The sequence below is a fragment of the Caulobacter sp. BE264 genome, from assembly GCF_031457805.1.
Taxonomy (GTDB): domain Bacteria; phylum Pseudomonadota; class Alphaproteobacteria; order Caulobacterales; family Caulobacteraceae; genus Caulobacter.
On record NZ_JAVDXI010000002.1, the window covers coordinates 87,998 to 109,520 of the forward strand.

The following is a 21,523-nucleotide window of genomic DNA, read 5'->3' on the forward strand; positions in this document are numbered from 1 at the left end:
GCTAGACCGGCTGACACGGTTAAGTAAACACCGTTCAGAACAGCCCTCAGTTTATTTCTTGCCGTCGTCGAACGCGACCCTCGTCGGCGTCCGCGACAGCTTTACCCGCGCGGCGCCCTTGTGAGCTTCGGGGTAGAAGACGGGTACGCCTTGGACGATTTCGAGCGGAACGATACGACCGTCGCCATGGACGACCTGGCCGCCCTGGGCGCCGATAAAGCCGATCCCTGGTAGCTTTGGGACCATGAGGCCCAACGCAGGGCCCGCGGCTTTACGCATCGCCGCATTCGACTCCGACACCGTCAGCGCAAGCTCGCGCGCATCGTAATCCTGGGCCAGCCTGAGCACCGGGGCGGGCGTCATGCTGATGCCGAACTTCCTTTCCGCAGGAACGTCAAAGACGAGCTTGGCCTTACCGTTCAACTGGGTGAGCGTAGGCAATCGCTCGAACTCACCGTCATCGCGGACGGGCAAGGCTGTCGTCGCGCCATTCGCTTCAACCAACGAGACCTTTACGTCCCCCATGGACTTGCCTTCGCTCCGCAGGACATAGCGGAGGCGCATCCGGCTACGCTCTTGCGCGGGCACCTTCAAGAACCGGTCGAGATAGACGAACACCTTCTCGGCCGGAACGGTCTTTTCGCGCGCGCTGGCGGGCGCCGCAGCGGCGGCGAGCATGAGACTAAGGCCCGTCGCGGCCAAAAGCTTCAGGGTCGTGGTCTGGCTCATTTCGGCTTCGCGAATTTCAAGGTCATGCGGTCGCTCTCCCCGATCGCGTCGTATTTGGAATGATCAAAACCCGGCTCGGCCGGTTCGCCCCGCGGCGCCGAGAGGCGCGTCGGCGGCAGGGTCCAGACGCCGAAGGGGTGGTCTTTGGTGTCCTTGGGATTGGCGTTGATCTCGCTGGTCCCGATCAGGACGAACCCGGCCTCCTTGGCCATCTGGATGACGTAGTCCTGCTGGACGTAGCCATCCTCGGCCAGGACATCCTGCACCCGCCCGGGTTGCCCACGATGCTCCTCAATGCCGAGAATGCCGCCGGGCTTCAGCGCCGCCAGGGCGTCCTTGAACGCCTTCTCGGCGATACCGCCGGCCATCCAGTTGTGGAGGTTGCGCAGGAACAGCACCAGGTCGGCGCTGCCGTCTGGCGCGACGGGCCCGCTGGTGGGACCAAAGGCCGTAAAAGCGACCTCGCCATAGACCTTCTTCTTCTCCGCCAGCTTGCGCTGGAAGCCCTCGACAATGCCCGCCGCCGCAGGATCGGCGGGTCCTTTGGTCTCGAGCATGGCTTCGTAGAGCTTGCCGCGCGTATCGGCCAGGAACGGCGCCAGGATGTCGGTGTACCAGCCCGCGCCTGGCCAGAACTCGACGACGGTCTGACCGGGCTTAAGCTCCCAGAATTTCAGGCTTTCGACCGGGTGGCGCCAGGCGTCGCGCGCGCGGTCAGCGGGCAGGCGCCAGTCGCCCGCCACCGCCGCCTCGATCGTGTTCGGCCCGGCCTTGGCGGCGGCCTTAACCTCCGCCTTCGCCGGATCGTCCTTTTTTCCGCATGACGCCAGGGCCAGTGCCCCCGCGCCGGCCAGCAAGCCTCGCCGCGACCAGAATTGAACTGGAACCATCATTCCCCCACTGCGCGGGTCAGCTTGCTGGCGGACCTTGGCGAAAGTCAGGCCGGCTTGCGGAAGCGCAGGGTCATCCGATCGCTTTCACCGATAGCGTCGTACTTGCTGCGGTCGAAGTTGGGATCGGCGGGCTGGCCGCCCGGCGCGGTGCGCTTCACCGGCGGCAGGGTCCAGACCCCGAAGGGGTGATCCTTGGTGTCCTTGGGGTTTGCGTTGATCTCGGACTGCGCGTCCAGCTTGAAGCCGGCCTTCTCGGCGATGGCGATCACCGTGGCGGTGTTGAGGTAGCCGTCAGCGCCGGCGGCCTTCTCCGAGCGCGGATCGGCGCGATGTTCCTCAACAGCCAGCACGCCGCCGGGCTTCAGCACGGCGAAGAAGTCGGCGAAGACCTTGTCGGCGACGCCCGGCTGCACGGTCCAGTTATGAACATTGCGGGCGGTCAGCACGATGTCGGCCGATCCGGGCGCGCCGAGAGGACCCGACACCGGGCCGAAGTTCGCGAACTGTGGCTTGCCGTATTTGGACGCGTCGGCGAAGCGCGCCTCGAAATCGGCGCGCCCCTTCCGAGCGCCTTCCGAAATCTTCGGATTTGCCAGGTCCGCAACGCCAGCCACATAGGTTCCGCCCGTCGCCTTGGCGTACGGCGCCAGGATCTCGGTCCAATAGCCGCCGCCCGGGGAGACCTCGATCACGGTCTGTCTGGGCTTGAGGCCCCAGAAGATCAGGCTTTCGTAGGGGTGGCGGGCGCCGTCCCGGGCCACATCGGCGGCGGGGCGGGTCGGCGAAGCGATGGCTGCCTTCAAGGCCGCGTCGGTGGCGGCGAAGGCGGCCGGCGCGGAAAGGGTGAAGGCGGCGGCCAGGAGCAGAACTTGGCGACGAAGCGGCATGGGGAAGTGTCCTTCGGTCGGATGGGAGCGGCGACCTTAGCCATGCTTATCGGCGCGTCAAACGATTCACGTTCTGTGAGTTGGCGCCCCTTGAACCGGAAAATCCGCTCACCAACTAGATCAACGAAGGCGCTGGATGACCGGGCCTTCCGGACCACAGGCGACGCCGATCTCGGGTCGCCGAAGGGACGAAACCCATAGACCTTGCTTGATGAGAAGGATCTGACCCTATGCGTACGATCGACCTTTCGCCCCTGTACCGCTCGCTCGTCGGCTTTGACCGCCTCGCCGACCAGTTGGACGCCGCCGCGCGCAACGAAGCGGCCTCGGGCTATCCCCCCTACAACATCGAACGCACCGGCGAGAACGAGTACCGCATCGAGATAGCGGTGGCGGGCTTCAAGCCGGAAGAACTAAACGTCGAGGTGAAGGAAAACCTGCTCACCGTCACTGGCCGCAAGGCGGCCAACGACGAAGCCAAGCAGTACCTGCATCGCGGCCTGGCCGAGCGTAACTTCGAGCGCAAGTTCCAGCTGACCGACTACCTCGTGGTGGTCGACGCCGATCTCTCGAACGGCCTGCTGTCGATCGCGCTGAAGCGCGAGCTGCCGGAAGCCCTGAAGCCTCGTACGGTGGAGATCAAGACGGTCCCCGCCTCGACCCTGATCGAAGGCGAAAAGGCCGCCTAAGCGGCGGCCCTGTTTATCTGTCTCCCAATCCCCTCTGAACTTAGGCGGCGTCGAAAGGCGCCGCCTTTTTCATGGGATCAGTCCGGCATCGACAGATCCAGGCCCTGGACCTGACTGAGATCAACATCGCGGAAACTGGTCTTGACCACTCTGGCTCCGGTGAAATCGGCCCCGCGAACATCTGCGCCGTCCAGGATCGCCTCGCTGAGATCGGCCGTTTGAAGCATCGCGTACCGCAGGCGCGCGGCCTGCAAACTCGCCTGCGTCCGGCGATCCGGGCCGAGCGGCAGCGGAGACAGATGGGCCTGCCGCAGGTCGGCCTTGGTCAGGTTAGCCCCGGCGAGCTTGGCGCCCCGCAGATCGGCGCCGCGCAGGTTGGCCGCACGCAGATCGGCGTTCTGAAGATTTGCGCCCTGAAGCTGCGCGCCTGAGAGATCCAGGCCCACCATGCAGGCCCCCTTGGCGCTCATCGCCGTCAGCCGAAGCCCCTTGAGCTTGTCGCCCAGCGGGCGCAGGTCTTCGCCGTCCAGGCGCGCTGGCGAGCCCTCTTTGCCACCGGTCTGGCACCAGCTTTGATTGCCCGCGCAGCGGCGAAGCAATTCATCGACGCGCGCTAACGCCTCGCGGCTCGCGGCTTGGAGGGTCCCGTTCATATGGGCCCCGGAGACCCGCGCGGTTGACGTGTCGACCCCAGCCATGACGGCGCCCGAGAGGTTGGCCCCCTCAAGATTCGTCCCCTTCACGTCCGCGCCATCCAGGATCGCCCCTGACAGGTTCGCTTCCTTGAGGTTCGCCCCCGAAAGCTTGGCGCCCTTCAAGGAGCAGTCGCTGAAGTCGGCCTTGAAGGCCGACACGCCCTCGAACTGTGAACCGTCCAGCGTTGCGCCGGAGAAGTTGACCTCATCAACCTCGCCCTGGCGGGTCTCGTGACGCAGGGTCTCAAGGCCTTTGCGGGGATGGGGAATGGCGATCTGGCCTTCCCGGAAATCGGCCTGGGTCAGATCGGCCTGAGCGAGGTTCGCGCCGCGCAGGCAAGCGCCGCGCAGATCCGCGCGAACCAGCGAAGCCTGGCGCATGTCGCTCTTGCGCAGGTCACAGCCGAACAGGCTTGCGCGATCCAGCTTGGTGCGAACCATGCGACAGCCATCGAGCACCGAAGCGGAAAGGTCCGCATCGACGAGATTCCGGAACGACAGATCAAGGCCCGACAGCTGAACGAAACGAAGCGAAGCCCGCTTACCGCCCTGCTTGCCGGTAACGAATTTCTCGTGCGCCGTTACGATCATGTCGAGCTCGGCTTGGCTCAGGCGACGACGCCCAGCCACGCTCTGCGCGGCGTTCATAACGAAATTCCCCGTATGAGTTTTTTCTCTTGGTTACGCGGACTCTAACGGCGACCGACGAGCGAAGCGTTAAAACTGCGTCGGATTGTCGCAAAATATTTCTCAAATGACATCATCCAGGCCGCGCGCCGCCAGACGGATCGCCCCGGTCAGATCCACGTCCCGTAGCTGGGCGCTGGTGAAATTCGCCCGCGAGACATCCGAGCCCGCCATACGAGCTTGCCGAAGGTCGGCGCGCGCGAGGTCGGCGTTGGTCAGGATCGCGCCTGTGAGGTCGACGGGCAAAAGCCGATCCGCCGCGATCAGCAGCGGCCCCAGTTGGGCGTCTCGCAGGTCCGCCCCCGTCAGTTTCGCGCCCTTCAAACGGGCGCCGCGCAGGTCGGCGCGACGCAGGTTGCAGCCCCGCAGATCCGCGCCATCCAACTGCGCGCCCTGCATCTGCACGCCCTCCATGTCGAGGCCGTAGAAGACGGCGCCCTTGGCTGACAGCGCCGTGAGATTGAAGCCGCGGACTGAGCGCAGGTTGCGCAGATCCGCCTTGTCGAACACCGAGGGCTTTCCCTCGGCCCCGCCGGTCTCGATCCATCGCGCGTGATCGGCGATCATCTGCTCATAGGGCAGATCCGAAACGCTGGTGCCCGACGGCTTGTCGGTCAGGGCGCCTTCCATGTTGGTGTCGTTGACGTTCCACGACAGGGTCTTGGCCCCGACCAGAACAGCGTTGCGCAAATCCGCGCCAGCAAGATTGGCGCCCGAAAGGTCGGCTCCGGCCAGGTTGGCGCCGTTGAAATTGGCCTGTTTGAGGTTGGCGCGGACCAGCTTGGCGTCCTTCAGGATCGCATCGCTGAAGTCGGCCTTGGTGGCGACAATGCCGGAAAGCCGCGACCGCTCGAGATTGGCGCCCGACAAGTTGGCCCCGGAAGCGAAGGCTTCGCGCTGGGTCGGCTCGATGACGCGGTAGCCTTCCTTGCGATCGGCGGCGGCGATCGTGCCTTCCCGCAAGTCGGCTTCGAACATGTCGGCGCCCGTCAGATTAGCCCCGCGCAGACTGGAGCCCCGCAGGTCCGCCCGCCGCAACGAGGCGTCGGTGAGATCGGCCCCTTGCAGGTCGGCGCCGTAGAAGTTGGCGTTGTCGAGCTTGGCCTTTCGCAGGTCGCAGCCGACCAGAACAGCGCCCGTGAAGTCGGCGTCGCAGAGATTGCGCCCAGGCACGGACAGGCCAGACAGGTCGCAGAAGGCGAACACGGCGCGCGCGCCGCCCATCCGCGCCGACCACAGGCGGTCGTGCTTGGCGCAGATGACGTCCACCTCGTACTGCGTCAGGCGCTTGTATTCTTGTGGTGTGCTGGCGGCGCCGCTCATGGCTCGCTGGGTGTCCCGAGTTAACGGAACACCTTGCGCAGAGCAAAATTAACGCCGTGTTTCCAACACCTTCGGCTTAAGCCTGAGCGCTTTTAACCAACTTTGGGGAGAGCTTCGGCGCGACTTTCGTCCAGGTAGCGCGCGCCCGTCGGCTTCAGGGCCGCGTCCAGCTCGATCACCAGCGGATTGCCGGTCGGGATCTCAACACCCACGATCTGGTCGTCCGGCACGTTGAACAGGTGCTTCACGATCGCGCGCAGCGAGTTGCCGTGCGCGGCGATCAGCAGGGTCTCGCCGGCCTTCAGGTGGGGAGCGATATCGCTCTCCCAATACGGAAGGACACGAACCAGAGTGGTGGCCAAGCTTTCGGTCGACGGGAGGCTCGCGCCCTTGTAGCGGCGGTCCTTGCTGAAATCGTACTCACCACCCGGGGCGAGCTCCGGCGGCGGAATGTCGTAGGAGCGACGCCAGATCGTCACCTGCTCGACCCCATGCTTCTCGGCGGTCTCGGCCTTGTTGAGACCCGTGAGGCCGCCATAGTGGCGCTCGTTCAGGCGCCAGTCCTTGGTCACCGGCACAAAGCTCTGCTTGGCCGCGTCCAACGCCAGGTTCCCCGTGCGAATGGCGCGGGTCTGCACCGAGGTGAACAGGCGGTCGATCTCGATGCCGGCCGCCGCGATCAGCTCGCCGCCCTTCTTGGCCTGGGCCTCGCCCTCGGCGGTCAGATCCACATCGACCCAGCCGGTGAAGCGGTTTTCCAGGTTCCACTGGCTTTGGCCATGGCGGAGCAGGACGAGCGTGGGCATCGGGCTTCCTTCGGAGATCAGGGGAATGTCAGCGCGGGCTAAGGCCAGCCCGCGCCAGCGTCAAGCGCGGAAGCATGCTGACAAGCGATCCGTCAAAGCGCACGCCCCCTCCCCCACGCCGCCGCGCATGCTATAGGCGGACCATGCCTGATCGCATCTTCATGCCTCTGATGGGGCTGGTCGCCGCCGCGCTGATCACCCTGTCCCTCGTCTGGCCCCAAGGCCAGGGCGACCGCTCCTGGGGCCCCTTTGGCCATACCCCGGTTCAACAGACGCCGGAGATGAAGGCCAAGATCCAGAAGGAAAAGGACTCGGCTCGCCGTCGGGACGAGGCCGCAAAGAAGGCCGTCGAGGCCGTGGACCAGCTTTCGCGATGAGCGCCTTCGACGCCGTTAAGGTTGGCCGGCGCGTCCTGGCCGTCGAGGCCGAAGCCCTGCGCGCCCTCTCCGACTCGCTGGGCGATGCGTTCGCCCGGTCGATCGAGACGATTTTCAACGCCAAGGGGCGTGTGGTCTGCACGGGCATGGGCAAGTCAGGTCACGTGGCCCGCAAGATCGCCGCCACGCTCGCTTCGACCGGCACCCAGGCGATGTTCGTCCACCCCGCCGAAGCCTCGCACGGCGACCTGGGCATGATCGGTCCCGACGACGTCGTGCTGGCCCTGTCGAAGTCGGGCGCGGGCCGCGAGTTGGCCGACACCCTGGCCTACGCCAAGCGTTTCTCGATCCCGCTGATCGCCATGACTGCGGTCGCCGACAGTCCGCTGGGCCAAGCCGGCGACATCGTGCTGCTGCTGCCCGACGCGCCCGAGGCGACGGCCGAGGTCAATGCGCCGACCACCTCGACGACCCTGCAGATCGCTCTGGGCGACGCGATCGCTGTAGCCCTGCTGGAGCGTCGCGGATTCACCGCCAGCGATTTCCGGGTCTTCCATCCCGGCGGCAAGCTGGGGGCGATGCTGCGCACCGTCGGCGACCTGATGCACGGCGACGATGAACTGCCCTTGATCGCTTCAGACGCCGCCATGCCCGACGCGCTGCTGGTCATGAGCGAGAAGCGCTTTGGCGCGGTCGGTGTCGTCGATGACGCGGGCCGCCTTGCAGGCATGATCACGGACGGCGATCTGCGCCGACATATGGACGGCCTGCTCAGCCATACGGCGGGCCAGGTCATGACGCATGCGCCCCTGACGATCAGCCCCGGGGCCCTCGCCGCCGAGGCCCTGAAGGTGATGAACGAGCGGCGGATCACTGTCCTGTTTGTGGTCGAGGACGAACGCCCTGTCGGCATTCTGCATGTGCACGACCTGCTGCGCGCCGGTGTGATCTAGGTCACACCCGTTTTCTAAGACCTTGTTGTGCGAACGCGCCAATCGCGCGTCCATGCTTAGACAAGCGAGACACCCTCTCAACTGAAGCGAGCCTTCAATGTTCTCCGCGCCCCGCGCCGATCTGGTTCCCAATACCGCCGCTTATGAGAACGAAGCCCTGGTCAAGCCGACCGGCTTTCGCGAGTACGATGCGCGCTGGCTGTTTGGCCCGGAGATCAACCTGTTGGGCGTGCAGGCGCTGGGCCTGGGTCTTGGGACCTATATCCACGAGCTGGGCCAATCGAAGATCGTGGTCGGCCACGACTTCCGCTCGTACTCGTCCTCGATCAAGAACGCCCTGATCCTGGGTTTGATCAGCGCCGGCTGCGAAGTGCACGACATCGGCCTGGCCCTGTCGCCCACCGCCTATTTCGCCCAGTTCGACCTCGACATCCCGTGCGTGGCCATGGTCACCGCCAGCCACAACGAGAACGGCTGGACCGGTGTGAAGATGGGCGCCCAGAAGCCGCTGACCTTCGGTCCCGACGAGATGAGCCGCCTGAAGGACATCGTGCTCAACGCCAAGTTCGTCGAGCGCGACGGCGGCAAGCTGGTCCGGGTGCAGGGTCAGGCCCAGCGCTATATCGACGATGTCGCCAAGCGCGCCAGCGTCACGCGCCCCCTCAAGGTGATCGCCGCCTGCGGCAACGGCACGGCCGGCGCCTTCGTGGTCGAGGCCCTGCAGAAGATGGGCGTCGCCGAAGTCGTTCCGATGGACACCGACCTCGACTTCACCTTCCCCAAGTACAACCCCAACCCCGAAGACGCCGAGATGCTGCACGCGATGGCCCACGCCGTTCGCGAGACCGGCGCGGACCTGGCGTTCGGCTTCGACGGCGACGGCGACCGCTGCGGCGTGGTCGATGACGAGGGCGAGGAGATCTTCGCCGACAAGATCGGCTTGATGCTGGCGCGGGATCTGGCCCCGCTGAACCCCGGCGCCACCTTCGTCGTCGACGTGAAGTCCACCGGCCTCTACGCCACCGATCCGATCCTCAAGGCCCACGGCTGTGAGGTCGTCTACTGGAAGACCGGCCACAGCTACATCAAGCGCAAGAGCGCCGAGCTGGGCGCCCTGGCCGGCTTCGAGAAGAGCGGCCACTTCTTCATGAACGGCGAGCTCGGCTACGGCTACGACTGCGGCCTGACCGCCGCTGCGGCCATCCTGGCCATGCTGGACCGCAATCCGGGCCTGAAGCTGTCAGACATGCGCAAGGCGCTGCCGGTGGCCTTCACCTCGCTGACCATGAGCCCGCACTGCGGCGACGAGGTGAAGTACGGCGTCGTGGCCGACGTTGTGAAGGAGTACGAGGACCTGTTCGCCGCCGGCGGCTCGATCCTTGGCCGCAAGATCACCGAGGTGATCACGGTCAACGGCGTGCGCGTCCACCTGGAGGATGGCTCCTGGGTCCTGGTCCGCGCCTCGTCGAACAAGCCGGAAGTCGTGGTCGTCGTCGAAAGCACCCAGTCCGAAGACGACATGCGCGCCCTCTTCCGACAGGAAGTGAAGCCGCGCCTCGGCGACCGGGTCGGCAAGTATAATCAGGAGATCTGATCGGCTACGCCGGAGTGGCGGCACATCCGAGCCGGCGCGGCCGCCGCAAGGCAGGAGGGCCGGCTTGAAAACGCCCGGCCCTTCTCTCAGCGGGCTCTGTGATCGGAGGCCGCGCTTCAGGGCGTCCTGGTGCCACGCTTCGCGAGCGTATCGACGCGCTTGGAAGGCGGCGGACCACCCGTCGAGCGCGGATCGTTGAGCCCTTTGGGGGGTGAGGGCAGCGTGCCTGGATAGGTTTTCATCGCGGCGTCACCTTGAACGGGCGGTAGGGCGAGCGGGCGAGGCGCGGGGCTGCGGCGAAGAGACGGAATGCGGGAAGCATGAGCGCCGCAGCGACAATACAAGCCACCGACAGTGGGAAGAGCCAGTCCATATGGGGGATCTCAAGCGTCGCCACGCCTGAGCGCTGACCGCGATGCGGTTCGCTCCCGACGGCGACTGAACTCTATATGGGGAGCGAGCGCCCGGGTTATCAGGGACGGCTGGAAATATGCTGCGCGCGGCTGATCGGCTGGCGCGCGAGATTGCGGCGGGGTAGTCACCGCCCATGATCAAGCTTCGCCCTTCCCAGCCTCAGGACGGTGATCGCATCATCGCGATCTGGGCCGCGGCCGTCGACGCCACGCATGACTTTCTGACGCCCGAGGATCGCGCCTCAATCGGTCGCGAGGTCGAGGCCTTTCTCCCCACAGCCCCGCTCGTGCTGGCTGTCGATGACCGTGATCGCCCTCTGGGCTTCATGCTGATCACCAACGGCCACATGGAGGCCCTGTTCATCGACCCCGAGTATCGCGGAGCCGGCCTCGGCGCGATGATGATCGACTATGCGCTGGCGATACACCCTGTGCTGACCATCGACGTCAACGAGCAGAACGCCCAGGCGCTGGGCTTTTACGAGCATATGGGTTTCGAGCGCATCGGCTGGTCGGCCACCGACGGACAGGGGCGGGCCTATCCGCTGATTCATCTACGCTTTGGCGTTTGACCCGAACTCGGCTTAGCTGCGTCGTCCCAGCCCAGAGTCTCCGATGCGCCGCATTCTGACCGCCCTCGCCCTCCTGCTCAGCCCAGGCCTCGCCACGGCGGGGCCATCCACCCTTCTGAAACCCGACCGCGTGTGGACAGCGGAAAACGCCGGACCGCCGCGCGAGGGCTGGGCCGTGCTGGTCAGGGACGGGAAGATCGCGGCCGTAGGCCCTGCGGCGCAGATCGACGCGTCAGACGCCGAGGTGGTCGACCTGCCCGGCGCGACCTTGATCCCTGGCCTGATGGACCTGCACAGCCATCTGTTCCTTCACCCCTACAACGAGACCTCGTGGGACGATCAGGTTCTGAAGGAGACGCCGACCTATCGAACCCTCCGGGCAGCGGTGCAGGCCAAGGCGACGCTGGAGGCCGGCTTCACGACATTGCGCGATCTCGGCACCGAGGGCGCCGGAACCGCCGACGTTCCGCTGAAGAAGGCCATCAATGACGGTCTGATCCCGGGTCCCCGGCTGTTTGTGACCACCAAGGCGATCGTGGCGACCGGAGCCTACGGTCCGGCGCGTAAGAACTATAATCCCGACGCCGAGATCCCACAGGGCGCCGAGGAGGCCAGCGGCGTGCTGGAGGTGGTGAAGGCCGTGCGCGAACAGGCGGGCGCGGGCGCGGACTGGATCAAGGTCTACGCCGACTATCGCGTCGGACCCGATGGTTCGACGCAGCCGACGTTCAGCGTCGAGGAGCTGAAAGCCCTGGTCGAGACCGCGCATTCCAGCGGTCGCCCGGTCTCGGCCCACGCCTCCAGCGACGAGGGCATGCGCCGCGCGATCCTGGCCGGCGTCGATACGATCGAGCATGGCTATTGGGGCTCGGAAGCCACCTTCAAGCTCATGGCTGAAAAGGGCGTGGTGTTCTTCCCGACCCTGACGGCGGTCGAGAGCACCTCGACCTATTTCGGCGGCTACGTCGCGGGCAAGACGGCCCCGACCCCGGCGATGCAAGCGGCCGAGCGGGCCTTCCGACTGGCCGTGAAGGCGGGGGTGACCATCGGCATGGGCAGCGACGTCGGCGTCTTCAAGCATGGCGACAATGCGCGGGAGCTGGTGTGGATGGTCCGCTATGGCCTGACGCCCGCCCAGGCGCTGCTCACAGCGACCTCAGTGGACGCCAAGGTCCTGGGTCGGGCCAACGACCTGGGCCAGATCAAATCCGGCTACCTGGCCGACCTCGTCGCGGTGAAAGGCGATCCGACCCAGGCGATCGAGGCGACGCGCGATGTCGTTCTGGTAATGAAGGCCGGAAAAATCGTCGTTCGTCCCTGATCGTCGCGGCGAACGCCTTGTTGCGCTTGGGACCGTTCGCACGGCCCGCTAAGCAAGGCTCGTCGCCTGAAGGAGTCACCATGCGCCTGCCCGCCCTCGTCCTGGCCTGTCTTTGCCTGATCGTCTCGCCCGCCCTGGCGCAGAAGCTGGACGTGACCCCGCGCGTGGCGGTCATCTCGGCCTTCCCGCCCGAGATCGGCGCGCTGAACGCCGCGACCGCCCAGCAGAAGGCCTACGAGGTCAACGGCGTGCGGTTCATGACCGGCCAGCTCGAGGGCAAGCCGGTGGTGGTGTTCCTGAGCGGCGTGTCGATGGTCAACGCGGCCATGACAACCCAGATGGCGCTGGATCGCTTCAACATCACGCGGATCGTCTTCTCCGGCATCGCCGGCGGCGTCGATGAGGGCCTGGATATCGGCGACGTCGTGGTCGCCGACCAATGGGCCCAGAACCTGGAAAGCGCCTTCGCCCGCGAGACCGACAAGGGCTTCGAGGTCTCGCCCAGCATCCGCACGACGACCCTGGCCAACTACGGCATGATCTTCCCGCGCGGCATCCACATGCCTGGCGACGCCTTGGGCGCGCCGGCCCGCGTCTGGTTCCCGGCGGACGCGGCTCTTTTGGACACGGCGCGCAAGGTCGCCGCGCAGGTGGCCCTGCAGCGATGCGCGGCCGACAAGTGCCTGATCCACCCGCCCAAGGTCGTCGTCGGCGGAAACGGCGTCTCGGCGCCGGTGTTTCTCGACAACGCCGCCTACCGCAAGTACCTGCGCGCCACTTTCGAGGCCCGGGTGGTCGACATGGAGAGCGCCGCGGTCGCCCATGTGGCCTTGGTGAACGGGACGCCCTTTATCGCCTTCCGCAGCCTGTCGGATCTGGCTGGCGGTGGCGCTGGCGCCAACGAGATGCACACCTTCATGGCCCTGGCCTCGGACAATTCGGCGACCGTCGTGAAGGCGTTCGTGAAGGCCCTGCCCTAGCCCCCCCGAGTTCAGACCCTAAAGGAGCGAACTATGTCGTCTTTCGATCGCCGCGTCCTGATCTCGGGTGGCCTGGCCGCTGGCGCCGCGCTGGCGACGCCCGCGAGCGCCGCGCCTGACGCGCCGATGCTGTTTCACCAGGTTTTCTTCTGGCTGAAGAATCCCGGCGACAAGGCTGATCGCGACAAGCTGATCGCGGGCTTGAAGGCGCTGAAGGCCGTCGACGTCATCCAGCACCTGCACGTCGGCGTGCCAGCCTCGACCGAGAAGCGCGACGTCATCGACAACAGCTACGATGTCTCCGAACTGATGGTGTTCAGGAGCGTCGAGGATCAGAAGCGCTACCAGGACCATCCGCTGCACCAGAAGTTCGTGGCCGAGTGCAGCCCTCTCTGGAGCAAGGTGGTGGTCTACGACAGCATGGCGGTGTGAAGGGCGCCTACCGCGTCCCGAACGTCCGGTCGCCCGCGTCGCCGAGCCCTGGCACGATATAGCCGTGTTCATTCAGCTTGGCGTCGATCGCCGCCGTCCAGATCGGCACGTCGGGGTGCGCCTGTTGCAAGGCATCGACCCCCGCCTGGGCGGCCAGCAGGCACACGAAGCGCAGGTTGGTGACGCCGTAGTGCTTCAGGCGCGAAATCGCCGCGATGGCGGAGTGGCCGGTCGCCAGCATCGGATCGACCACGATGACCAGGCGCCCGGCGATGTCCTCCGGCGCCTTGAAGTAGTATTCGACCGCCTCCAGCGTCTCGTGGTCGCGATAGAGGCCGATGTGCGCGACACGCGCCGAGGGGACCAGATCCAGCATGCCCTCGCACATGCCCAGGCCCGCACGCAGGATCGGCGCGAAGACCAGCTTCTTGCCGGCGATCTCATAGGCCGTGGTCGGCGCGACCGGGGTCTCGATCTGCACCTCGTCCATCGGCAGATCGCGGGTGACCTCGTAGCAGATCAGGGTCGCCGTCTCGCGCATCAGGGCGCGGAACGTCTTCGTCGAGGTGGCCTTGTCCCGCATCTTGGTCAGCTTGTGCTGAACGAGCGGATGGCTGACGACGGTGACCTGGGACATGGGGAGCTCTGCTAGGAACGTGACTCCACGCTCCTAGCAGCCACTCGCAAATCAGGCCAGTTGGTCGCCGATCGGCAAGGACCGGATGCGCTTGCCCGTCGCCGCGAAGATGGCGTTGCACAGGGCCGCCGGCGCCGGCGGATAGGCCGGCTCGCCCAGGCCCGTCGGATTGTTGTCCGACAGCTTGTAGCGCACCTCGACGGGCGGCGCGTCGGCCATGCGCAGCAACGGGAAGTCGCCGAAGTTGCTGTTCACCGCCGCGCCGTTCTCGAAGGTGATGCTCTGGTAGAGCGTGCTGCTGATGGCGTCGAGGATCGAGCCCTGCATCTGCTGGTCGGCCCCGCTGGGGTTGACGATCTGACGGCCGACATCGGCGGCGGCCCAGACCTTGTCGACCTTTACCGCGCCGCCCTTGACCGTCACCTGCATGACCACCGCCACATAGCCCAGATGGCTGTAGTGGCAGGCGACGCCCAGCCCCGTGCCCTTGGGAAGCTTGCGTCCCCAGCCCGACATCTCGGCCGCGAGGTCGAGCACGGCGCACATGCGGCCGGTGTGGAAGCTGTCGCCCTTGCCCGGCTCGCCCAGGAGGCGGGGCTCGCCCAGCAGTTCGCGACGGAAGGCGACAGGGTCCTTGCCCGCCGCCAGGGCCAGCTCGTCGGTGAAGCTCTGGATCACGAAGCCGAACGCGTTGTTGCCCGGCGCGCGCAGGAACCCGGTCGGGAAGCCCAGAGGCATCACCGAGACGTCGTGGCGGTAGTTGGCCACGGCCCGGCACGGGAACTGGGTCGAGTTCATCGCCGCAGCGGTGTTGAAGCTCTCCCCTTCGCCGAAGGTGATGAAGTGGTTCTTCCAGGCGGTCAGCGCGCCCTTGGCGTCCAGACCGGCGGTCAGGTTGTGCCAGCCGCCCGGACGATAGAAGTCGTGCTGGATGTCGTCCTCGCGGGTCCAGATCAGCTGGACCGGCGCGCCGACCTTGGCGGCGATGGCGGCGGCCTCGACCATATAGTCGTTCATCAACCGGCGACCAAAGCCGCCGCCGCCACGGATCAGGTGGATGGTGATCGCCGACGGATCGACGTTCAGCGCCCGCGCGACTAGGCCCCGGCCGGACTCGGGGTTCTGGGTCGGGGCCCAGATCTCGACCTTGCCGTCCTTGACGTGCGCGGTGCAGTTCTGCGGCTCCAACGCCGCGTGGGCGATGAAGGGGTAGCTGTAGGCGGCGCTGACGGTCTTGGCCGCGCTCTTCAGCGCCGCCTCGACATCGCCGTCGTTGTGCAGGTTGCGATGCGGCGGCGCGGCGGCCAGCTCGGCGGCCTTGGCGGCGAAGCCGGCGGTGCTCTGGCCGGCCGTCGGATGCTCAGCCCACTGGATCTGCAACGCCTCACGGCCCTTGCGCGCCGCCCACCAGCTATCGGCGACCACGGCCACGCCAGGCAAAAGCCCTTGAAGGTTGGTCCCGCCCTCAATGATGAAAGCGTCGCGGACGCCCTTCACCGCCTTGGCCGGCGCCAGATCCACCGACGCGACCTTGGCGCCATAGACCGGGGCCTTGGCGAAGGTGGCGAACAGCATGCCCGGCAGGCGCACATCGATGCCGTAGGTCGGCTGGCCGGTGACGATCGCGTCGAGGTTCTGGCTCTTGTGGCTCTTGCCGATGATCCGGAAGGCCTTGGGGTCCTTCAGCGTCAACGAATTTGGGTCAGGCGGGGTGAGCGCGGCGGCGGCCTCGGCCAGCTCGCCATAAGATGCGCGGCGCTTGCTGGCGGCGTGGACCACCACGCCCGGCTCGGTCGTGAGGCTGTCGGCCGGCACGTTCCAGCGCGCGGCGGCCGCCGCGATCAGCAAGGCGCGCACCGTGGCGCCGACACGGCGCAGGCCGTCATACTCCAGCGTCGTGGCCATGCTGCCGCCGGCCACCTGACGTCCGTAGATCTTGGTGTCGGCGATGGCCTGTTCCACCATCACCGCCGACCACTCGACGTCCAGTTCCTCGGCGATCAGCATCGGCAGGGCGGTCTTGATGCCCTGCCCCACCTCGGGAACCTTGGAGGCGATGGTCACCTTGCCGTCCGGCGCGATGCGGACATAGGCGTTGATCTTGGTGTCGCCCGCCGCGCGGCTTTCGGCCGACATGGTGAAGCTGAGCAGCAGGCCGCCCCCGAGGGCCGCGCCGGATTGCAGGACAAAGCGACGGGTCGGGTCGCGCAGGATCTCGCCGTCCATGATCAAGCCTTCTCCAGACCGGCGGCGACCTTGATCGCCTTCTTGATGCGGATGTAGGTGGCGCAGCGGCACAGATTGCCGTTCATCGCCGCATCGATCTCCTCGTCGGTCGGCTTGGGCGTGGTGGTCAGCAATGCGGTGGCCGACATGATCTGGCCGGCCTGGCAGTAGCCGCACTGGGGCGTATCGACCGCCTTCCACGCCGCCTGGACCTTGGCGCCGACCGCTGTTTTGCCCACCCCCTCGATGGTGGTCACCTTCTGCTGCCCCACGTCGCTGATCGGTGTGACGCAGGCTCGCACCGGGGCTCCGTCGAGGTGCACGGTGCAAGCGCCGCACAGCGCCGCCCCGCAGCCGTACTTGGCGCCGACGAGGCCCAGCGTGTCGCGCAACACCCACAGCAGCGGGGTGTCGCCATCGACGTCCGCCGTGCGGCTCTCTCCATTGACGCTCAGCGTGAAGGCCATGGTCAAAGGCTCCTGCTTCTGGTGGGACGCGACATTCCGGGATGGGCGGCCAATCTGGCGCGACGGCGCGGATTTTGGAAGCGCTGTTCCCCACATCGAAAGGGGCTAGCCGCCGGAATAGTCCGCCTAAAGACAATTTTCGCGACAAACCCCGCGCCGTGCCGTAAGGGCGCTCGACTCGTCACGCGCAAGGGGAAAGTCGCGACATGTTGGGCTTGTTCAAGGCGATCATGCCGAAGGAAGACGCCTTCTTCGATCTGTTCTCGGCCCACGCCAAGACGCTGGTGGCCGGGGCCGAGGCGCTGCACGACCTGACGGCGGGCGGCGACGCCGTCGAGGCGGCGAGCGCCCGCGTCTACAAGTACGAGGACGAGGCCGACGAGATCACCCGCCAGGTGATGCTCGCCGTCCGCCGCAGCTTCATCACCCCCTTCGATCGCAGCGACATCCAGCTTTTGACCACCTCGCTCGACGACGCCATCGACCAGATGCGCAAGACCGCCAAGGTCGTCTCGTTGTTCGAGGTGAAGACGTTCGAGCCGCAGATGCGCGAGATGACCAAGATCATCGTCGAGGCGGCCAAGCTGACCGAGGAAGCGGTCGCCCTGCTGCCGAAGATGCGCCTGAACGCTCACCAGTTGAACGAGATCGCGATCAAGATCACCCAGATCGAAGAGCAGTCCGACCAGATGTACGACCAGGGCCGCAAGGAACTGTTCGTCGCCCACCGTAACAGCGATCCGATGGCGTTCATCGTGGGCATCGACATCTACAGCCACCTGGAGAAGGTCATGGACCGCTTCGAGGATGTGGCCAACCGCATCAGCGGCATCGTCGTCGAACAGGTCTGACCGCCGTGGACCCGACGTTCGCCATCCTCATCTTCCTAATCGTCGTCGCCCTGGCGTTCGACTTTCTCAACGGCCTGCACGACGCGGCCAACTCGATCGCGACCATCGTCTCGACCCGGGTGCTGTCGGCCAAGTGGGCGGTGATCTGGGCCGCCTTCTTCAACTTCATCGCCTTCCTCTTCTTCGGCACCAGCGTGGCCAAGATGGTCGGATCGGGGATCATCGACCCCCATGTGATCAGCGACCGCCTGATTTTCGGCGCTCTGGGCGGGGCGATCACCTGGAACCTGCTGACCTGGTGGGCCGGTATTCCCTCCTCCAGCTCCCACGCGCTGATCGGTGGACTGGTCGGCGCCTCGATCGCCAAGGTCGGCGGCCTGGGAGCGATCAAGTGGGCGGGCTTGTCCAAGACCGCCGCCGGCATCGTGGTCTCGCCCACCATGGGCTTCATCCTTGCGCTGCTGCTTGTGCTCGTCGTGTCGTGGCTGTTCGTCAGAAGCTCACCGTTCTTCGCCGACAAGGTGTTCCGCAAGCTGCAGTTCGTCTCGGCGGCCCTCTACAGCTTGGGCCATGGGGGCAACGACGCGCAGAAGACCATGGGCATCATCGCCGCCCTGCTGTTCGCGCACGGCGTCACCGGCAAGCCGGGTGACATTCCGTTCTGGGTGGTGATCACCTGCCAGATGGCGATGGGCCTTGGCACCCTGTTCGGCGGCTGGCGCATCGTCCATACCATGGGCAGCAAGATCACCCGCCTCACCCCCATGCAAGGCTTCTGCGCGGAGACTGGCGGGGCGATCATGCTGTTTATGGCCACGCATATCGGCGTACCGGTCTCGACGACTCACACGATCACGGGCGCTATTGTCGGCGTCGGCGCGTCGCGCCGGGTCTCGGCCGTGCGCTGGGGCGTGGCCAAGGACATCGTGACCGCTTGGGTCGTCACCCTCCCGGCGGCGGCCGTCTCGGCGGCGGTGTTCTACTATCTCGGGTTCTGGATGCAGTGAGCCAAGCGGACGGCAAGTCGGAAGGACGCAAGGGCGGCAAACGTCGCCAGGTCGCCGCCCTGCCCTGGCGGGGCGAAGGCGAAGCCTTGCGCATCCTGCTGGTGTCGTCCCGCGAGACCCGCCGCTGGGTGATCCCCAAGGGCTGGCCGATGAAGGACCGCTCAGATCCCGAAGCCGCCGCCCAGGAGGCCTACGAGGAGGCGGGCCTGCAAGGCGTCATCGCCGCCCAGCCGTTTGGCGAATACCCCTATCTCAAGCGGCTCAAGAACGGTCAGGCGCGACTGGTGAAGGTCGACGTCTACCCGCTTGAGGTCACGGCGCAGCTCGAAACCTGGCCCGAACAAGGCCAGCGCACGCTCGAGTGGATGACGCCGGTGGAGGCCGCGCTCGCCGTTCAGGAGCCGGAACTGCGCGACCTGATCGCTTGCTTCGCCGGCGTGGACCTGGCCAGCGACCACGACACGCCCGCCAAGGCGCCGACACCGGTGCGTGTGGCCTTCCAGCGCCTGCGCCGTCGCGTCACGGCGCTGTGGGGCCGCTACCGCTCCTAGACGCTTAGACGACAAGCCTGTGGACAAGTGATCGCCTCGCGCATAATGTTCTCGTTATGTTCTGACGCGGCGAGATCCTTATGCAGCTCTCCCTTGCCTTGGCCCGGTCGCCGCTGGAAAGCGTTCGCGACGCTCTGCTCTGCGAGTTTGGCCCCCAGCGGCCGGTGGCGCGGATGGACCCTATCTCGCAGCTGGTGAAGTCGTCGATCAGCGGGCGCACGGCCGACGCGGCGTCCTGGGCGGCGTTCCTGCGCCTGCGGTCGGAGTTCAAGTCGTGGGAGGACCTCTCGCGCGCCAAGGTCGGCCGGGTGGCCATGGCCATCCAGGACGTGACCTTTCCGGAGGACAAGGCCCGCCGGCTGACCACCGCCCTGCGGATGATCGAGGAAAAGGTCGGTTGGCTCTCGCTCAGCCACCTGAAAACCCTGGAGGTCGACCAGGCGCGCTGGGAGCTGCAAGCCCTGCCCGGCGTCGGCGTGAAGGTCGCCGCCTGCGTCCTGAACTTCAGCGACCTGGCCATGCGGGCCCTGGTGGTCGACACCCATGTCGACCGCGTCGCCAAGCGGATCGGCCTGGTGGGCGCGGGCGACACGACCAACAGCTATCACGCGCTGATGGCCATGGCGCCGGCGACCTGGACCGCTGACGACCTCTTCGAACTGCACTGGCTGATGAAGCGGGGACTGGGGCAGATGCTTTGCGGGGAACAAGCGCCCAAGTGCGGGGCGTGTCCGGTCAAGCAGATGTGCGCCAAGGCGGGGGTGGGTCACAGCGCGGAGGTGCTGGCCTGGCGGCCGCGGGGGTAGCGGGGGCAGGAGGCTGTGGCGCCCCTGCATCCTTCAAGGCGCGCTCAAGAGCGCGCACCTCAGGATGAGGGGTTCAGCAACGGGTTTCCTCATCCTGAGGTGTGAGCCGCAGGCGAGCCTCGAAGGACGCAATGACGTGTCGCCGGGAAGGTGGGGTTTTGGGAGGGAGGCTATAGACGGCTTTCGACCCATTGCGGACGTTCGGAAAATCCTCCCCCCCCAGAGGGGGAGGAGGCCGAAGGCCGGAGGGGGAAGTCCTGCTGAGCCGGCGTCTTTCCCCTCCGTCGGCTTCGCCGACACCTCCCCCGCTAGAGCATTTTTCGAGCGAAGTGGTTCCGGTTCGCGTGAAGAAAAATGCGTCAAAACAAAAGATTAGAGCTCACGGACTGACGCAGTCAGGTCGTGAAATGCTCTAGGGGGAGCATTTGATCTGCCATCCACCCATACTTGCCCCCTCCGCGCCGGAGCCTGTCCTCGGGCGCGCGCTTCGCGCGACCCGGGGGGCGCTCCTCCCCCGGAGGGGGAAGAAGGAAGCGCACCTTCTGCCCCCTATGGGGGCGGACGACCATGCGAAGCATGGTCCGGTGGGGGCCTGCGGCCTGTCCGACTTCCCCCCACCCCAGACCTTCCCAACGCCCCCTACCCCGCCGCCAGTTCCGTGAACGTCTTCGTTCCGATCGGGTAGCGGCGGTAGTCGCGGTAGTCGAAGTGCCACCATTCCTCGGCGTAGACGGTGAAGCCGTCCGCCTCCATGGCCTCCCGCAAGATGGCGCGCAACGCCCGCTGCTTGGTCGTCCCGCCCACGAAGTCGGCATAGGCGCGGGTCGAGAACTCGTCGTAGCGGCTGGGCATCTCGACCGGCTGGCCGGTCTTCAGGTCGTACAGCGTCAGGTCTACCGCGCAGCCCCGGTTGTGACGCGAGCCCTGGGCCGGGTCGGCGACGAAGATGCGGGCCTCGGGCGGCGTGGCCTCCCAGAACATCCAGGTCACGTACCAGGGTCGGTAGGCGTCATGGATCAGCAGGCCATAGCCCTTGGCCGCCAGGGCGCGATGGATGCGCATCAGAGCCTCGGCCGCCGGGCGCTGCAGATAGGCCGCCGGCTTTTCGTAAAGCGGTATGCCCATGAAGTTGTTCGGGCCCGCATAGCGGATGTCGCGCTGGATACCCGGCTCAAGGCTGGTGACCTCCACGAGGTCCGAGGGCAGCTTGTCGCCCGCCTCGACCGGCGGCGTGGCCGCCAGGGCCCGCTGGCGCAGCAGCACCGGATCGGCCCGGACGGCCTTGCGGATCGCGGCCTCGACCTCGGCGCCGAAGTCGTGGAAGGCCAGAGGCTTGCCGTTCAGACGAACCGCGCCCGCCTCCAGGAGCAGCTCACCACCGCCCGCGATGGCGTATCGTCTTCCGCCGAGCGGGCGCAGGCGCGCGACCTTGAAGCCCTCGCCGTCGATGTGGAGCGCGCCGTCCTGCTCGAAGACGGTGAAGGGCGCGGCCTTGTCGCCGTACTGCCCGATGGCGGCCAGCTCGGCGCGGCTCTGGGCGAAGGCGGCCGGCGCAGCCAGGCCGGCGGCGGTGAGCGTCAGGAAGGATCGTCGAACCAGACCACGCATCACCGCCCCCTGTTCGATG

22 protein-coding genes and 1 pseudogene are annotated in these 21,523 nt (G+C 66.5%); 13 read left to right on the forward strand and 10 right to left on the reverse strand.

All coding sequences use genetic code 11. The features are described 5' to 3' along the window. Positions 1 to 51 precede the first annotated feature (51 nt). The 3 genes from J2X45_RS05685 to J2X45_RS05695 are packed head-to-tail and all read right to left on the reverse strand — an operon-like array spanning position 52 to position 2,509. Positions 52 to 729 carry a hypothetical protein gene (locus J2X45_RS05685; protein ID WP_310212379.1) on the reverse strand — a complete coding sequence of 226 codons (678 nt, stop codon included), beginning with the start codon at positions 727 to 729 and terminating at the stop codon, positions 52 to 54. Beyond that, on the reverse strand, positions 726 to 1,622 hold the full coding sequence (locus tag J2X45_RS05690; protein WP_310212381.1) for a methyltransferase: 897 nt from the start codon (positions 1,620 to 1,622) through the stop codon (positions 726 to 728). The genes J2X45_RS05685 and J2X45_RS05690 overlap by 4 nt, the downstream gene beginning before the upstream one ends. A gap of 44 nt (positions 1,623 to 1,666) precedes the next feature. Then, positions 1,667 to 2,509 (reverse strand): methyltransferase, encoded by an 843-nt coding sequence (locus J2X45_RS05695; protein ID WP_310212383.1) that lies wholly within the window; start codon positions 2,507 to 2,509, stop codon positions 1,667 to 1,669. 230 nt (positions 2,510 to 2,739) lie between these two features. On the opposite strand from J2X45_RS05695, the gene J2X45_RS05700 reads away from it, so the two are divergent. Continuing rightward, complete coding sequence (locus J2X45_RS05700; RefSeq protein WP_310212385.1) at positions 2,740 to 3,198, forward strand: Hsp20 family protein; 459 nt, start codon at positions 2,740 to 2,742, stop codon at positions 3,196 to 3,198. Positions 3,199 to 3,275: 77 nt separating this feature from the next. On the opposite strand, the gene J2X45_RS05705 is transcribed toward J2X45_RS05700, so the two are convergent. The 3 genes from J2X45_RS05705 to gpmA form a co-directional block, all read right to left on the reverse strand. Continuing rightward, the gene (locus tag J2X45_RS05705; protein WP_310212387.1) at positions 3,276 to 4,541 is read right to left on the reverse strand and encodes a pentapeptide repeat-containing protein; all 1,266 of its coding nucleotides are present in this window, start codon (positions 4,539 to 4,541) and stop codon (positions 3,276 to 3,278) included. 102 nt (positions 4,542 to 4,643) lie between these two features. Further along, a complete protein-coding gene (locus J2X45_RS05710; protein WP_310212389.1) occupies positions 4,644 to 5,903 on the reverse strand; it encodes a pentapeptide repeat-containing protein in 1,260 nt (419 codons plus the stop codon). A gap of 92 nt (positions 5,904 to 5,995) precedes the next feature. Then, complete coding sequence (gene gpmA, locus J2X45_RS05715) at positions 5,996 to 6,709, reverse strand: 2,3-diphosphoglycerate-dependent phosphoglycerate mutase (RefSeq protein ID WP_310212392.1); 714 nt, start codon at positions 6,707 to 6,709, stop codon at positions 5,996 to 5,998. 161 nt (positions 6,710 to 6,870) lie between these two features. Here gpmA and J2X45_RS05720 point away from each other — a divergent pair, with 161 nt between their 5' ends. The 7 genes from J2X45_RS05720 to J2X45_RS05750 all read left to right on the forward strand — a co-directional run bounded on the left by J2X45_RS05720 (position 6,871) and on the right by J2X45_RS05750 (position 13,351). Continuing rightward, positions 6,871 to 7,086 carry a hypothetical protein gene (locus J2X45_RS05720; protein ID WP_310213565.1) on the forward strand — a complete coding sequence of 72 codons (216 nt, stop codon included), beginning with the start codon at positions 6,871 to 6,873 and terminating at the stop codon, positions 7,084 to 7,086. Next, on the forward strand, positions 7,083 to 8,039 hold the full coding sequence (locus J2X45_RS05725) for a KpsF/GutQ family sugar-phosphate isomerase (protein WP_310212394.1): 957 nt from the start codon (positions 7,083 to 7,085) through the stop codon (positions 8,037 to 8,039). Before J2X45_RS05720 ends, J2X45_RS05725 begins: the two co-directional genes overlap by 4 nt. 97 nt (positions 8,040 to 8,136) lie before the next feature. Next, on the forward strand, positions 8,137 to 9,633 hold the full coding sequence (locus J2X45_RS05730; protein WP_310212396.1) for a phosphomannomutase/phosphoglucomutase: 1,497 nt from the start codon (positions 8,137 to 8,139) through the stop codon (positions 9,631 to 9,633). A 547-nt stretch (positions 9,634 to 10,180) separates the two neighbouring features. Next, a complete protein-coding gene (locus J2X45_RS05735; protein WP_310212399.1) occupies positions 10,181 to 10,618 on the forward strand; it encodes an acetyltransferase in 438 nt (145 codons plus the stop codon). A gap of 43 nt (positions 10,619 to 10,661) precedes the next feature. Then, entirely contained in the window at positions 10,662 to 11,939 is a 1,278-nt protein-coding gene (locus tag J2X45_RS05740) for an amidohydrolase family protein (protein WP_310212402.1), read from the forward strand. An 80-nt stretch (positions 11,940 to 12,019) separates the two neighbouring features. Then, positions 12,020 to 12,919, forward strand: coding sequence for a 5'-methylthioadenosine/S-adenosylhomocysteine nucleosidase (locus J2X45_RS05745; protein ID WP_310212405.1), 900 nt, complete (start codon positions 12,020 to 12,022; stop codon positions 12,917 to 12,919). 33 nt (positions 12,920 to 12,952) lie between these two features. Then, on the forward strand, positions 12,953 to 13,351 hold the full coding sequence (locus tag J2X45_RS05750; protein ID WP_310212408.1) for a Dabb family protein: 399 nt from the start codon (positions 12,953 to 12,955) through the stop codon (positions 13,349 to 13,351). A 7-nt stretch (positions 13,352 to 13,358) separates the two neighbouring features. Here the strand turns inward: J2X45_RS05750 and upp are convergent, their stop codons facing one another. The 3 genes from upp to J2X45_RS05765 are packed head-to-tail and all read right to left on the reverse strand — an operon-like array spanning position 13,359 to position 16,681. Further along, positions 13,359 to 13,988: a uracil phosphoribosyltransferase gene (upp, locus tag J2X45_RS05755; RefSeq protein WP_310212411.1), complete on the reverse strand. Its 630-nt coding sequence runs from the start codon at positions 13,986 to 13,988 to the stop codon at positions 13,359 to 13,361. Positions 13,989 to 14,039: 51 nt separating this feature from the next. Next, positions 14,040 to 16,214, reverse strand: coding sequence for a xanthine dehydrogenase family protein molybdopterin-binding subunit (locus J2X45_RS05760; protein WP_310212413.1), 2,175 nt, complete (start codon positions 16,212 to 16,214; stop codon positions 14,040 to 14,042). Between the two features lie 2 nt (positions 16,215 to 16,216). Continuing rightward, positions 16,217 to 16,681, reverse strand: a complete 465-nt coding sequence (locus J2X45_RS05765) for a 2Fe-2S iron-sulfur cluster-binding protein (RefSeq protein WP_310212415.1) — start codon at positions 16,679 to 16,681, stop codon at positions 16,217 to 16,219. 206 nt (positions 16,682 to 16,887) lie between these two features. On the opposite strand from J2X45_RS05765, the gene J2X45_RS05770 reads away from it, so the two are divergent. From J2X45_RS05770 to J2X45_RS05795, 5 genes and pseudogenes are all read left to right on the forward strand, one after another. After that, entirely contained in the window at positions 16,888 to 17,532 is a 645-nt protein-coding gene (locus J2X45_RS05770) for a DUF47 domain-containing protein (RefSeq protein ID WP_310212418.1), read from the forward strand. Between the two features lie 5 nt (positions 17,533 to 17,537). Next, entirely contained in the window at positions 17,538 to 18,539 is a 1,002-nt protein-coding gene (locus J2X45_RS05775; RefSeq protein WP_310212421.1) for an anion permease, read from the forward strand. Further along, complete coding sequence (locus J2X45_RS05780) at positions 18,527 to 19,090, forward strand: NUDIX hydrolase (RefSeq protein WP_310213568.1); 564 nt, start codon at positions 18,527 to 18,529, stop codon at positions 19,088 to 19,090. Before J2X45_RS05775 ends, J2X45_RS05780 begins: the two co-directional genes overlap by 13 nt. Before the next feature lie 80 nt (positions 19,091 to 19,170). Then, positions 19,171 to 19,896 carry an endonuclease III gene (nth, locus tag J2X45_RS05785; protein WP_310212423.1) on the forward strand — a complete coding sequence of 242 codons (726 nt, stop codon included), beginning with the start codon at positions 19,171 to 19,173 and terminating at the stop codon, positions 19,894 to 19,896. 214 nt (positions 19,897 to 20,110) lie between these two features. Continuing rightward, a pseudogene (locus tag J2X45_RS05795) lies at positions 20,111 to 20,209 on the forward strand (hypothetical protein); the annotation flags it as partial. 326 nt (positions 20,210 to 20,535) lie between these two features. Here J2X45_RS05795 and J2X45_RS05800 read toward each other — a convergent pair. After that, positions 20,536 to 21,504 carry a M15 family metallopeptidase gene (locus tag J2X45_RS05800; RefSeq protein WP_310212425.1) on the reverse strand — a complete coding sequence of 323 codons (969 nt, stop codon included), beginning with the start codon at positions 21,502 to 21,504 and terminating at the stop codon, positions 20,536 to 20,538. Positions 21,505 to 21,523 lie beyond the last annotated feature (19 nt).

What these genes read in the sequence shown, in the direction of transcription:
- J2X45_RS05690 (WP_310212381.1), bottom strand. Translation starts at nt 1,622, where the DNA reads ATGATGGTTCCAGTTCAATTCTGGTCGCGGCGAGGCTTGCTGGCCGGC.
- J2X45_RS05705 (WP_310212387.1), bottom strand. Translation starts at nt 4,541, where the DNA reads ATGAACGCCGCGCAGAGCGTGGCTGGGCGTCGTCGCCTGAGCCAAGCC.
- J2X45_RS05800 (WP_310212425.1), bottom strand. Translation starts at nt 21,504, where the DNA reads ATGCGTGGTCTGGTTCGACGATCCTTCCTGACGCTCACCGCCGCCGGC.
- J2X45_RS05710 (WP_310212389.1), bottom strand. Translation starts at nt 5,903, where the DNA reads ATGAGCGGCGCCGCCAGCACACCACAAGAATACAAGCGCCTGACGCAG.
- J2X45_RS05730 (WP_310212396.1), top strand. Translation starts at nt 8,137, where the DNA reads ATGTTCTCCGCGCCCCGCGCCGATCTGGTTCCCAATACCGCCGCTTAT.
- J2X45_RS05765 (WP_310212415.1), bottom strand. Translation starts at nt 16,681, where the DNA reads ATGGCCTTCACGCTGAGCGTCAATGGAGAGAGCCGCACGGCGGACGTC.
- J2X45_RS05750 (WP_310212408.1), top strand. Translation starts at nt 12,953, where the DNA reads ATGTCGTCTTTCGATCGCCGCGTCCTGATCTCGGGTGGCCTGGCCGCT.
- J2X45_RS05720 (WP_310213565.1), top strand. Translation starts at nt 6,871, where the DNA reads ATGCCTCTGATGGGGCTGGTCGCCGCCGCGCTGATCACCCTGTCCCTC.
- J2X45_RS05735 (WP_310212399.1), top strand. Translation starts at nt 10,181, where the DNA reads ATGATCAAGCTTCGCCCTTCCCAGCCTCAGGACGGTGATCGCATCATC.
- J2X45_RS05725 (WP_310212394.1), top strand. Translation starts at nt 7,083, where the DNA reads ATGAGCGCCTTCGACGCCGTTAAGGTTGGCCGGCGCGTCCTGGCCGTC.
- J2X45_RS05745 (WP_310212405.1), top strand. Translation starts at nt 12,020, where the DNA reads ATGCGCCTGCCCGCCCTCGTCCTGGCCTGTCTTTGCCTGATCGTCTCG.
- nth (WP_310212423.1), top strand. Translation starts at nt 19,171, where the DNA reads ATGCAGCTCTCCCTTGCCTTGGCCCGGTCGCCGCTGGAAAGCGTTCGC.
- J2X45_RS05700 (WP_310212385.1), top strand. Translation starts at nt 2,740, where the DNA reads ATGCGTACGATCGACCTTTCGCCCCTGTACCGCTCGCTCGTCGGCTTT.
- J2X45_RS05685 (WP_310212379.1), bottom strand. Translation starts at nt 729, where the DNA reads ATGAGCCAGACCACGACCCTGAAGCTTTTGGCCGCGACGGGCCTTAGT.
- J2X45_RS05760 (WP_310212413.1), bottom strand. Translation starts at nt 16,214, where the DNA reads ATGGACGGCGAGATCCTGCGCGACCCGACCCGTCGCTTTGTCCTGCAA.
- upp (WP_310212411.1), bottom strand. Translation starts at nt 13,988, where the DNA reads ATGTCCCAGGTCACCGTCGTCAGCCATCCGCTCGTTCAGCACAAGCTG.
- gpmA (WP_310212392.1), bottom strand. Translation starts at nt 6,709, where the DNA reads ATGCCCACGCTCGTCCTGCTCCGCCATGGCCAAAGCCAGTGGAACCTG.
- J2X45_RS05770 (WP_310212418.1), top strand. Translation starts at nt 16,888, where the DNA reads ATGTTGGGCTTGTTCAAGGCGATCATGCCGAAGGAAGACGCCTTCTTC.
- J2X45_RS05695 (WP_310212383.1), bottom strand. Translation starts at nt 2,509, where the DNA reads ATGCCGCTTCGTCGCCAAGTTCTGCTCCTGGCCGCCGCCTTCACCCTT.
- J2X45_RS05740 (WP_310212402.1), top strand. Translation starts at nt 10,662, where the DNA reads ATGCGCCGCATTCTGACCGCCCTCGCCCTCCTGCTCAGCCCAGGCCTC.